Genomic DNA, 11,786 nt, shown 5'->3' on the forward strand with positions numbered 1-11,786 from the left:
ATATGCAAATAAGTATTCGCCAAATCTCAATCTATTGCATAGTCTTAATATTGAGACAGACTTCGAGCGTCGTAGTCTCGATAATGTTACCCGTTCGCAAAGATGGGTTTGTGGCGCGAAATTTCTATCAACAAAAGAATAAGGGTTAGAGAATGGCTGGGCAGTTTAAGATGGATTCCATCCCGGGATCGCTTGTGGTAGTTGGCGGTACTTATGAGCCTTGGTTATCAGTACTGGAACAAGTTGGCTGGAAGTGTCACCAAGTAGGCGACTTACGCAAAGCTAACACGTTATTGGAAGATATTGGGCCTTGTATCGGTATCGTTGACCTGAGCCATGACGAGTTTAGCTTGAATGGTCTGGCAAACTTAGTGAGTTCTCATAAGCACGTGCGTTGGTTGGCGTTTATTCGTGAGTCTCAGCTCGGCACAGACACCATCTGCCAATTCATCGTTAACTTCTGTATCGACTTTTTTACTGCCCCAATCCCAGATGCCCAACTGTTGAGCACCATCGGCCACCAACTTGGTATGCTCAAGCTAGAGAAAAAAGTTTGGCCAAGCTTTGGCAATAGCCTCGATATGGGGCTGATTGGCGAATCTATCCCGATGAAGCGCTTACGCGATCAAGTTAAGCGAATTGGTCCTACGGATGTGAGTATTCTGATCTCTGGCGAGAGCGGTACTGGTAAAGAAGCGGTTGCTCGTGCAATTCACAAAGTATCTTCCCGTTCTCATAAGCCCTTTATGTCGATTAACTGCCGCGCTTTGAATGAGCAACGTTTCCAAGCGGAAGTCTTTGGTATTGCTGCGGATGCTGAGATGGGCCCAAGTCTGTTGGAACAAGCAGATGGCGGTACTGTGTTGTTTAATGACATTCTGACCATTTCGAAAGACCAGCAAATGAACCTGTTAAGGTTTTTGCAAGAGGGCACGATTGAAACGCGCGAAGGTGTGAAGAATGTGAATGTGCGTATTCTTGCTGCTAACTCGTCAGACGTAGAAAAAGCTTTGATTGATGGCGACTTCAACGAAGAGTTGTACCATTACATCAATGTACTTCGTATCAACGTACCAAGCTTGAAAGAGCGCGCGAGTGACATTGCACTATTAGCTCGCTTCTATCTGCAAGAGTTCTCTAAAGAGTACAACTCTCAAGCAAAAAGTTTCTCTGAGGACGCTTTGAAAGCTCTGACTCGTTACTTCTGGCCTGGTAATGTTCGCGAGTTGATGAACCAAGTTAAGCGTGCGGTGTTGATGTCTGACAGCGTGATGATTGAAGAACATCATCTCGATTTGCCGCAACGTAATGATTCAAAACGCAGTTTGAAATCAATTCGTGAAAAGAGTGAGCGTGATGCGTTATTGGTTGTGTTGGAGTCGCACTCTGGTCAAGTTTCCAATGCGGCGAAAGAACTTGGTGTGTCGCGTGCAACCATGTATCGACTACTTAACAAGCACAACTTGATTTCCGATCAAGCGATGTAATTTAATGAGTGAATCGAATTGAGAGAGCGACCTTGCTGGTCGCTCTTTTTCGTTGTATGCGTTCTGATTTATAAAACTCGAATTTTCATATATTCCCTAGATGAATATGTTATATGAAAAAAGATATGCAACTTATCTTCAGGGTATTGATTTGTTTTTTATCGAAAGCATAGAAATTGTTTGATATATATTCACCAATGCTTACAATTTAACCATAACTCGTTGAGTTATATCACTTCACACACGGATTATTTTTTTAGCTAGGAGGCGCAAGATGAAACATTACGTTGTTAACACCACTGCTTGCGCTGATCGTATGTCTAAATCTCCGATAGCTTTTAAATCGGATATTAACGATACCACTGGCTCACAAGATAAAAATTAATCCGTAACCTAATTTATGTTTACTAGGCTGCGGAAAAGTAGCGGCTTAGTCTCAACAGATCTCTCTGTGTCTCTGCGTACTATTTTTCCCAGTCGATCATTTATCGTTTAATTGGAGAAAAATTATGCGTCACTCAATTTACTTAACATTGGCGACTTTGCTTATTAAAGCGGATTTAAAACGTGAAGAGAGAGAATGGCAACGTACCGTGCGCCGCAGTTCTCATGATGTTCCATGGACCAATGTTCATTTATTAAGGGATATTGGTTTAGATCGTGAAGGGCGAGTTACTCAAACCAGCGTGCCTGAAGCGGTTAAAGTTGAACGTCGAGTTCGTCATCTTCGTCGAGTGCTAACTGCGCGAATACCGACGTAATCTATAGCGTGTTGAGCTTCCAACATTACGCTTTAGTTAACCCTAAAAGCTCAACACGCTGTAAACGCATATCGAAATAGATTTGTTCTAAGTGCTATTAACAGGCTGACCTATATGGTCAGCCTGTTTGCTTTTATGGACATGGGTTAGAGTAGGTAGTACCGATCGCTTGAATGTCTGTTAACAGCTCATCACTAATCTTGATATCGATGCTGTCAATGTTAGCTTTAAGTTGATCAAGGTTGGTCGCACCGATGATATTGGAAGCGACAAATGGACGTTGATTGACGAACGCCAATGCCATTTGCGCAGGATCTAGGCCATGCTCACGTGCCAAGTTCACGTATGCTTCTGTCGCTTTGACGCCTTGATGTGTGAAGTAACGAGCGAAACGCTCCCACTTAGTACAGCGTGCACCTTCTGGTTTTGCGCCATTTAAGTATTTACCACTCAAACAACCAAACGCCAGAGGTGAATACGCTAACAGTTGGACACCTTCATAATGGCTGATTTCAGACAAACCCACTTCGAAGCTGCGGTTGAGTAGATTGTATGGGTTTTGAATTGAAACGATACGCGGTAAATCATGCTTCTCAGCTAAACGAAGCAAAGACATCACCCCCCAAGGTGTTTCGTTAGATACGCCGATGTAACGCACTTTACCCATCTTAACCAGTTCAGTTAATGCTTCTAGGGTTTCAATTAACGTCACTTCTTCTTGCTTGTCTGGGTAAGGGTAGTTGAGTTGGCCAAAGCAGTTAGTTTGACGCTGTGGCCAGTGAAGTTGGTACAAATCTACGTAATCGGTTTGGAGTCGTTGAAGGCTAGAGTCGATGGCATCATGGATATTGCGACGATTTAAACTCATGTTTTCACGGATGTGAGGCACATTGCGCGGCCCTGCCACTTTTGTCGCTAGAACGACTTTTTCTCGCCTGCCGGATTTTGTCAGCCAGTTGCCGATGTATTGTTCTGTTAGGCCTTGTGTTTCTGCTTTTGGCGGAACAGGGTACATCTCTGCGGTATCAATGAAGTTCACCCCATGATCGACAGCAAAGTCGAGCTGCTCAAAAGCTTCCTGTTCGGTATTCTGCTCACCAAAAGTCATAGTGCCGAGGCAGATTTTACTGATCTCGAGTGATGAGTGCGGTAGTTTGGTGTATTGCATTTCACTTCCTTGAAAAATAGCCAACTGAATAGGTTATCCATCAATATATGGGATTTTTGGTCGCTATCGCAAATCATTTACGTATAAGCGCAAGTGTGGCTCGAAAGGTATTCATCCCCCAACTACACTAAAAAGATCTTGTGAAGGAGGTGCACTATGCAGAAGCATCAACTGGACATGTGGTTACATGGTCAACATAAAGACACCTATACGTTACCCAAAGTATTTGTCATTGGGTGTTCCGATGTCTCTGACTATTTGTTAGCTGTGGAATATAAGCACCAGCTCGAGCCGATTAAAGATGGAGAGGAACCGCTTCATTTTGGTTCCTTAGATTTGGTGAAAGAAGAGTTGCTCAGGTTAGGTATCGACAAAGCTTATTTGCGGTTACACAACGCTTACGATGAGTGCGGTAGTGAGGGTACTGCCTCTTACTGCGATATCGAATTATCGTTGGTTACCCATTAGAGTGAACAGATGAGTTACTCAGATTGCACATTGATATAGTGCTTCAGTAAGATCTGTTCGGTGAATTGTGTTCGTAGGTAAAAGCCTCGTGGTAGCGTCTTCATTGGTTTCCCGTTGGAGCTATAGGCTTCAGTTAGTGCTTTGGCATTAGCGGCCTTTGGGCGTAGGTGAAGCGCTTCGCCATGTCTGGCTGAAATTTGATCAAATTTGCCAAAGACGATCATTTCCATCAGTTCTTCCCAGTCATTTCGTAAGATCTGCTCTTCTTCTTTATCTGGCGACCAAATAAGAGGTGTCCCTACACGACGCTCGGCAAGGGGGATTTCTCGTTCACCTTCTACAGGAACCCACAATACGCGCGAGAGCTTATTGCGCACATGGCTGGTTTCCCATGTCAGTCCTTGAACACCAGTTAAGGGTGCAACGCATACAAATGTAGTTTCTAACGGTCGTCCGTTGTAGCCAATTGGAATGCTCTTTAACTCGATACCAAGTTTGGAAAAGTCTTGTTGAGGTTTGCTACCCGCAGGAGCGCCCAAATGCCATTCCAGCAATTGTCCCACCCAGCCTTTATCGCGTTTGAGGTTTTCTGGAACGATCATCTCTGCTTCGTCCGCTAATTCCGCAAAACTGAGTCCGGCAATATCGTGAGCGCGTTCCATTAACTCCGCTTCTGATTGTGGTTCTGGTTTCATAATAACTGCATGACAATGGAAAAATCCTAGTCTAACAAATTTCAACAAAATCTACTGTCCAAGATTTCATCGAGATGGATTAAGAATGATCAATTCATAACTTATCCACAGATATAGGTGCATATAAGTGGATCTACTGATGGGCTGGATGAATAAACAGGGGTTTTGAAACGTTTTTAGGCTTGATTTTATGTAGATGTCATGAAGTTAGAGAATGAATGTGTGGATAAATAACCGATCGGTTGATCTTTGACCGATCTGAGTTTGGTGAAAAGATCATCAGAATTGACAAGATCGTTTTATCACCAGGTTTGTTTTTAAGTTTATATTTATCATTGAGTTATGATTGGTCGTTATTTTTATTGATGAGTAAGAGAATAATGTTTTTGATTGAAAATCGGAGTTGATATGGAATTCTTCACAAAGTTATTCACAGAAAAGGTGAATAAATGTGGGCAATGTCTCACTCTTGTGTTGATAAACTTTAATTTGATTAAAAGATATCCAATAACGGTGAAAAGGTAATAAATCTTGCTCATATCACATCAGTAAGTTTGCTAGTAATGGGGATATGTGGAAAAATCACGGTAATAAAAAATTATTCATAGAGGTTAGCCAGTGATAGATGGCGATGGTTACCGACTGAATGTTGGTATTGTGATATGTAATAACCATGGTCAGGTCTTCTGGGCTAAACGATACGGGCAACACTCATGGCAATTTCCACAAGGTGGGATTGACGAAGGTGAAACACCTGAACAGGCGATGTTCAGGGAGTTGTATGAAGAAGTCGGATTAACGAAAAAAGACGTTAAGATCATTGCAACAAGTCGTCATTGGTTAAGATATAAACTACCAAAGCGATTGGTGCGTTGGGACTCCAAGCCTGTTTGTATCGGCCAAAAACAGAAATGGTTTCTGCTGCGATTGGAATGCGATGAATCGCGCATCAATATGCAGCGCGGGAAATCCCCTGAATTTGATGGTTGGCGCTGGGTGAGCTATTGGTATCCAGTTAGGCAAGTTGTTTCTTTCAAGCGTGATGTTTATCGTCGAGCGATGAAAGAGTTTGCATCTTTAGCCATGCCTTTTCGAGAGAGAAAAGCGAAAGGGAAAAGAAAAAAGCAACAACGTAGAGGATAGTCATGCTCAGCCAGCTAAGGGAAATAGTTGAGAAAGTCTCCAGAGTCGATGATGTACATCTGGCACTCGATATATTGGTAAAAGAGACTTGTGCCGCCCTTCGCACTGAGTGCTGTACTATCTATCTCGCCAACGAAGAAATGCAGCGCCTTGAGTTGATGGCAACTCAAGGCCTTATTTTTGAAGGCGATAGCATCCACATTAATTTCAATGAAGGTTTAGTTGGTCTCGTTAAACGCAGCGCAGAGCCTCTTAACCTCGCAGAAGCCTCAAAACACCCTGAATTTAAATTCTTCCCGCAGCTTGGTGAACAGGTTTATCACTCTTTCCTCGCCACTCCAATCATCCATCGCAAACAAGTATTAGGTGTATTAGTCATTCAGCAAAAGACGCCACGATTGTTTAGTGAGATGGAAGAATCTTTCTTAGTGACCTTATCTGCGCAGTTAGCCGTGATCATCGCTCACGCGCAAAGTTTAGGTCATTGGCAATTAGCCTCAAAACCGACGGTTCTTAAAGGCTTGCCTGCATCAACAGGTGTCGCCATCGGAGAGTTTTGGTTTGACAACACGCAGCCGAGTTTGTCGGACGTATTCCCGTCTTCCACGCTGGATAAAGAGCGAGAGCAAGAGCTGCTGCTAGTGGCGATTGAGCGTGCGCTGAATGACTTCCGCCGGATGCGGAAAAAGTTCGACAGCGAAATCAATAAAGATGCGTTAGCGATATTCGATTTGTTTACCCACTTGCTCAATGATCCAATGTTGCGAGGCGATCTTAAGAAACAGATTGAAAAAGGCGATCGAGCGGATTGGGCGCTGCGTCAGGTAGTCGAAACTTATTCAAACCGCTTTGCTCGTATGTCAGATGTCTATTTGCGTGAACGAGCACAAGATATCCGAGAGTTGGGGCAAAGGTTGCTGTATTTTCTGCACAACAGTGAGCAAGAGAATGCGGCCATCGATCGTCCTATCATCTTAGTGGCCAATGAGCTTACTGCGACTTTGTTAGCATCGGTGCCGAAAGAACATTTATTAGCGGTCGTTTCGCTTGAAGGGGGCGCAAACTCACACGCTGCAATTCTTTCGCGCGCATTGGGTGTGCCGGCCGTTATGGGCGCTAACATCAATACGGATGTGGTTAACGGTAAATTAGGCATCGTTGATGGCTATACGGGCGAGATTTTTCTTGAGCCCAACCGCCAGCTGTTGCGTGAGTATCGCAGTTTAGTTAGTGAAGAGTCAGAGCTCTTCGCGATGGTCAATAAAGATCTCGCGTTACCTGCCGTAACGTTAGATAACCAGCATATTGAAGTGATGCTGAATGCGGGTCTCAGTGCCGATAGCAACATTGCCATTAATACGGGCGTCGATGGTGTCGGTTTATATCGAACTGAAATTGCATTTTTACTTCAACATCACTTTCCATCGGAAGATGAGCAGTATCATCAATATCGAGCAATATTAAACAGCTACTCGAACCAACGCGTGGTGATGCGTACTCTGGACATCGGTGGTGATAAACCATTGCCATACCTGCCAATCGAAGAGGACAATCCGTTTTTAGGTTGGCGCGGGATTCGCTTTACGTTAGATCATCCTGATATCTTTTTGATTCAATTGCGTGCGATGCTAAGAGCCAGTGCTGAAAGTGGTAATTTAAGTATCTTGTTACCCATGGTATCTGGTATTAAAGAGCTGGATGATGCGATGACGCTGATCAACCAAGCCTACAGCGAAGTTGTCTTGCTTGATGAGCGTATCCAGGCTCCAAAGGTCGGGGTGATGATCGAAGTACCATCGATGGTATATCTGCTTCCTGCCATCGCGCATCGAGTGGATTTTGTCTCTGTTGGTACTAACGACTTAACTCAGTATTTACTGGCGGTGGATCGGAACAATTCCCGCGTCGCTGATGTCTATGAATCCATGCATCCGGCAGTGCTGTTAGCACTCAAACAGATTCATGACGTGTGCGATAAATATCATGTGCCAGTGTGCATCTGCGGTGAATTAGCCGGTGATCCATTTGGTGCGCTCTTATTACTTGGGTTGGGATACACCAGCTTAAGTATGAACACATCTAACGTGGCTAAGGTGAAGTATTTGATTCGTCATAGCCAACAACAGGAACTAGAAAAACTAGCGGAACAGGCGATGACAAAATCGTACGGAGAGGAGATTCATCAAATGATGCATGATTTCTTTATCCAACAAGGTTTTGCAGGCTTCGTTCGTGCAGGGAAAAAGTAGGTAATCGTGACCGTCTCTTTATTTTTGTTATTGCTGGCGCTGGGCGCTTTTGTTGGTGTGATGGCGGGGCTACTCGGCATTGGGGGCGGATTAATCGTCGTACCTGCGTTGTTATTTTTGCTGCCTTGGGCGGGCATTTCTCCAGAAATGAGCATGCACATGGCGCTTGCGACATCTCTGGCAAGCATCATCGTCACATCAGGTTCTTCTGCTCTCAACCATCTTAAACTTGGCAACGTAGATATGTTTGTTGTGAAGTGGCTCATGCCCGGAGTGGTGATTGGCGGCTTTGTTGGTGCCAACATTGCCGAATGGATCCCAACTCATTACTTGCCGAAAGTATTTGGTGTCATTGTACTGTGTCTAGCTGTGCAGATGTTCCGATCCATTAAAGTAAAAAGTGAGAAGCCAATGCCGAGTAGTCCGGTCACTATGATGTACGGAACGGGAATTGGTGTGGTTTCGAGCTTAGCTGGTATCGGTGGCGGTTCTTTATCGGTGCCTTTTCTCAACAAGCACGGCGTAGAAATGCGTAAAGCGGTCGGCTCATCGTCAGTTTGTGGCTGCATCATCGCCATCTCTGGCATGATCGGCTTTATTTTGCACGGCTATAAGGTTGAAGGCTTACCTGCGTACAGTATTGGTTATGTTTACCTTCCTGCGTTACTTGCGATTGCAATGACTTCGATGTTGACTACGAAAGTGGGGGCGAAGCTCGCGACCAATCTTCCTACTGCGGTATTAAAGAAAATATTCGCAATATTCTTAATGTTTGTTGCAGCAACAATGCTGCTGTAAGTTTATTCCCAAGTTATTCACGCTGAACCGAGCATTTGAGGTGACTTGGGTATATTGGTTTTATTTGTAAATAAGAAGAGAATGATTTATGTCTCAGGGATACCTTCAATTTCCCAATATTGATCCGGTTTTAGTCTCTATTGGTCCTGTTTCAATTCGTTGGTACGGTTTGATGTACCTCGTCGGTTTCATGTTTGCATTGTGGTTGGCGAACCGTCGTGCTGACAAATCAGGCAGCGGCTGGACTCGAGAGCAAGTCTCTGATCTACTTTTCGCGGGCTTCTTAGGGGTCGTCATCGGTGGTCGCGTCGGTTACGTTATCTTCTATAACTTTGAACTGTTTTTAGATGATCCTTTGTATCTCTTCAAAGTTTGGACTGGCGGTATGTCGTTCCACGGTGGTTTGTTGGGTGTGATTACGGCGATGTTCTGGTATGCACACAAGAACGGTCGAACTTTCTTTGGTGTAGCGGACTTTGTCGCGCCGTTAGTGCCATTTGGCTTGGGTATGGGCCGTATGGGTAACTTCATGAACAGCGAGCTTTGGGGGCGTGTAACAGACGTTCCTTGGGCTATCGTTTTCCCAAATGGCGGGCCTTTACCACGTCACCCCTCACAACTGTATGAAATGCTGTTAGAAGGCGTAGTGCTGTTTTTCATCTTGAACTGGTTCATCAAAAAGCCTCGCCCATTGGGTTCGGTATCAGGGCTATTTTTAGCTGGATATGGTACATTCCGCTTCTTAGTCGAGTTCGTTCGCGAACCGGATGCTCAGCTTGGTCTATTTGGTGGTTATATTTCGATGGGACAAATTCTATCAACGCCAATGATCGTGTTGGGTATTCTGATGATGGTTTGGGCTTACAAACGTGGTCTTTACCAAGACAAAGCTCAAGTTAAAACGAAGTAAGGTATTGGTGTGAAACAGTATTTAGATTTGTGTCAACGCATCGTTGATCAAGGTGTTTGGGTTGAAAATGAACGTACAGGTAAGCGTTGCCTGACGGTAATCAACGCGGATTTAACCTACGATGTTGCGAACAATCAATTCCCATTGGTAACGACGCGTAAAAGTTTTTGGAAAGCAGCAGTGGCTGAGCTACTTGGCTACATTCGTGGTTATGATAATGCTGAAGATTTCCGTAAATTAGGCACCAAAACGTGGGATGCGAACGCCAACCTAAACGACGCTTGGTTGAATAACCCATACCGTAAGGGTGAAGACGACATGGGCCGTGTGTACGGCGTTCAAGGTCGTGCATGGGCAAAGCCTGATGGTGGTCATATCGACCAGCTACGCAAGATTGTGGATGATTTGACTCGCGGTGTTGATGACCGTGGTGAAATCTTGAACTTCTACAACCCTGGCGAGTTCCATATGGGGTGCTTGCGACCTTGTATGTACAGTCATCACTTCTCGCTACTGGATGACACTTTGTATCTCAACAGTACACAGCGTTCGTGCGATGTGCCGCTTGGATTGAACTTCAACATGGTTCAAGTTTATGTGTTCTTAGCAATCATGGCGCAAATTACGGGTAAGAAGCCAGGTCAGGCCTTCCATAAAATCGTTAACGCGCACATTTATGAAGATCAGCTTGAGTTGATGCGTGATGTTCAGTTGAAGCGTGAACCGTTACAAGCACCAACATTCCATATCAATCCGGAGATTAAATCTCTAGAAGATTTGGAAACTTGGGTGACACTGGATGACTTTTGGGTAGAAGGGTACGAACACCACGATCCAATTCGTTATCCATTCTCAGTGTAATCACGCTGATTCTTGATACTACAAAAAGCTCCGAATGGAGCTTTTTTGCTTTTGCGATGCGTTTGAGTTTCGTTACTTCAATGCGCTAACGATATAGCGATGAATCGGGTTAGTTTGCTTCGGAGTCGATAACGCAGGGCTAATGAACTTCGGTTGTGTGAAAATCCCTTTATTAACGAGAGAACGGATCAGATCGAAATACTTTAATTCCGTTTTACCACATAGCAGCAGTGAAAAATCATCCCCTAGCTTATCGTACGCGTTGAGCACTTCTCTAAATCCTCTCAGGTACAAATAATCTTTAGTTAAGCCACCACCGCGGTATACGCGCGAAGTAATGGTAAAGGCTTGAACGTCAGACGCTTTGTTCTGCTCCTTCAGCAACATAAAGGTGTGGCGGAAATCGCGCTCTTTAATCATAGATTCTACAGCTAGCACGCGAAGAGCTAAGGTTCTTAAACGTTTGATACTGAAGTGTCCAGAGAGGTACTCACACAAAATTGCCAACCCTTCCTGCGTATTGGTATTGGCAGGGCAACCTAAACTAAGCACTTTAAGTGGCTGTTGACGGCCATTAAGCGTAGTTAGCAAATGCACGCCCATCTCGTGGTGTGCGAGTGCTTCAAGCTCGTCAGTTGTGATGTGCGCAGCGCTGTTAATCTTCACTCGAGAGCCTGACACCAAAGCGTTTGCTAGCATGCCATCTAAGATTTGAATTTCACATTCATAACCATTTTTATCGGCGAAGCTTTGCATGAAATGAGCTATGGAGCGGCTATCATGCTCTGGTTTGCTCTCTTCTTCTGTCGGCAGATGCAAAATGAAATGTGCGTTAGCAATGTCTTTCGCACTTGGCTCACCGTAATAGCGCAGAGAGTTGTATAGGAACTCTTGCGTACCTATGGTGTTGACTTGATCAAGTTTGTCGGCGTAAGACTGAATGACATCCTCATAAAGCTTTTGCAGCTGAGTATCTTCGATGTGTTCCAAAGGCAATTCGTACAAACGGCGTTTTGACTGATGAGTGTCAAGAGGCGCTTTCTGGTACTGAAAGTTAGGTTCTTGCGAGTATTTATTACTGATGAACCTTTCTCGCTCTTGGGCGTAATTAAGCGGGTTTACGCTGCTAAGAATATCAATATCAGTGACTAACTGAGTGAGGTTTTCATCTATTGCTAATAGCTGGCTAGAAATTGGTTCATTAAACTGAGCCATGTCGTTCAACTCCATGTGAAGGTAAGACCTT

11 protein-coding genes are annotated in these 11,786 nt (G+C 44.4%); 8 read left to right on the top strand and 3 right to left on the bottom strand.

Annotation, left to right across the window (positions count from 1 at the left end):
* Positions 1–152 precede the first annotated feature (152 nt).
* Positions 153–1,487 carry a cyclic-di-GMP-binding transcriptional regulator VpsR gene (vpsR, locus tag UF05_RS21830; RefSeq protein WP_005459408.1) on the top strand — a complete coding sequence of 445 codons (1,335 nt, stop codon included), beginning with the start codon at positions 153–155 and terminating at the stop codon, positions 1,485–1,487.
* Positions 1,488–1,996: 509 nt separating this feature from the next.
* A complete protein-coding gene (locus UF05_RS21835) occupies positions 1,997–2,248 on the top strand; it encodes a hypothetical protein (protein ID WP_005459410.1) in 252 nt (83 codons plus the stop codon).
* A 133-nt stretch (positions 2,249–2,381) separates the two neighbouring features.
* Here UF05_RS21835 and UF05_RS21840 read toward each other — a convergent pair whose 3' ends face one another.
* Positions 2,382–3,416 (bottom strand): NADP(H)-dependent aldo-keto reductase, encoded by a 1,035-nt coding sequence (locus tag UF05_RS21840; RefSeq protein ID WP_045544873.1) that lies wholly within the window; start codon positions 3,414–3,416, stop codon positions 2,382–2,384.
* A 156-nt stretch (positions 3,417–3,572) separates the two neighbouring features.
* On the opposite strand from UF05_RS21840, the gene UF05_RS21845 reads away from it, so the two are divergent.
* Complete coding sequence (locus UF05_RS21845; protein ID WP_005481791.1) at positions 3,573–3,884, top strand: DUF6482 family protein; 312 nt, start codon at positions 3,573–3,575, stop codon at positions 3,882–3,884.
* Between the two features lie 14 nt (positions 3,885–3,898).
* Here the strand turns inward: UF05_RS21845 and mutH are convergent, their stop codons facing one another.
* Entirely contained in the window at positions 3,899–4,579 is a 681-nt protein-coding gene (mutH, locus tag UF05_RS21850; protein ID WP_021450221.1) for a DNA mismatch repair endonuclease MutH, read from the bottom strand.
* 618 nt (positions 4,580–5,197) lie between these two features.
* On the opposite strand from mutH, the gene rppH reads away from it, so the two are divergent.
* The 5 genes from rppH to UF05_RS21875 all read left to right on the top strand — a co-directional run bounded on the left by rppH (position 5,198) and on the right by UF05_RS21875 (position 10,540).
* Entirely contained in the window at positions 5,198–5,722 is a 525-nt protein-coding gene (gene rppH, locus UF05_RS21855) for an RNA pyrophosphohydrolase (protein WP_005457789.1), read from the top strand.
* Positions 5,723–5,724: 2 nt separating this feature from the next.
* Positions 5,725–7,971, top strand: a complete 2,247-nt coding sequence (ptsP, locus tag UF05_RS21860; protein WP_025441313.1) for a phosphoenolpyruvate--protein phosphotransferase — start codon at positions 5,725–5,727, stop codon at positions 7,969–7,971.
* Positions 7,972–7,977: 6 nt separating this feature from the next.
* Entirely contained in the window at positions 7,978–8,769 is a 792-nt protein-coding gene (locus UF05_RS21865; RefSeq protein ID WP_005481395.1) for a sulfite exporter TauE/SafE family protein, read from the top strand.
* 88 nt (positions 8,770–8,857) lie between these two features.
* Positions 8,858–9,679, top strand: coding sequence for a prolipoprotein diacylglyceryl transferase (lgt, locus tag UF05_RS21870; protein WP_045544874.1), 822 nt, complete (start codon positions 8,858–8,860; stop codon positions 9,677–9,679).
* A gap of 9 nt (positions 9,680–9,688) precedes the next feature.
* Positions 9,689–10,540, top strand: coding sequence for a thymidylate synthase (locus UF05_RS21875; protein ID WP_005481388.1), 852 nt, complete (start codon positions 9,689–9,691; stop codon positions 10,538–10,540).
* 72 nt (positions 10,541–10,612) lie between these two features.
* Here UF05_RS21875 and UF05_RS21880 read toward each other — a convergent pair whose 3' ends face one another.
* Positions 10,613–11,755 carry a flavohemoglobin expression-modulating QEGLA motif protein gene (locus UF05_RS21880; protein ID WP_045544875.1) on the bottom strand — a complete coding sequence of 381 codons (1,143 nt, stop codon included), beginning with the start codon at positions 11,753–11,755 and terminating at the stop codon, positions 10,613–10,615.
* Positions 11,756–11,786 lie beyond the last annotated feature (31 nt).

Source organism: Vibrio sp. S457-15 (genome assembly GCF_000960545.1).
GTDB lineage: Bacteria > Pseudomonadota > Gammaproteobacteria > Enterobacterales > Vibrionaceae > Vibrio > Vibrio parahaemolyticus.

Excerpts from the sequence above, each read along its gene's own strand:
- lgt (WP_045544874.1), top strand. The coding sequence starts at position 8,858 with ATGTCTCAGGGATACCTTCAATTTCCCAATATTGATCCGGTTTTAGTC.
- ptsP (WP_025441313.1), top strand. The coding sequence starts at position 5,725 with ATGCTCAGCCAGCTAAGGGAAATAGTTGAGAAAGTCTCCAGAGTCGAT.
- UF05_RS21845 (WP_005481791.1), top strand. The coding sequence starts at position 3,573 with ATGCAGAAGCATCAACTGGACATGTGGTTACATGGTCAACATAAAGAC.
- vpsR (WP_005459408.1), top strand. The coding sequence starts at position 153 with ATGGCTGGGCAGTTTAAGATGGATTCCATCCCGGGATCGCTTGTGGTA.
- UF05_RS21880 (WP_045544875.1), bottom strand. The coding sequence starts at position 11,755 with ATGGCTCAGTTTAATGAACCAATTTCTAGCCAGCTATTAGCAATAGAT.
- UF05_RS21835 (WP_005459410.1), top strand. The coding sequence starts at position 1,997 with ATGCGTCACTCAATTTACTTAACATTGGCGACTTTGCTTATTAAAGCG.
- UF05_RS21840 (WP_045544873.1), bottom strand. The coding sequence starts at position 3,416 with ATGCAATACACCAAACTACCGCACTCATCACTCGAGATCAGTAAAATC.
- mutH (WP_021450221.1), bottom strand. The coding sequence starts at position 4,579 with ATGAAACCAGAACCACAATCAGAAGCGGAGTTAATGGAACGCGCTCAC.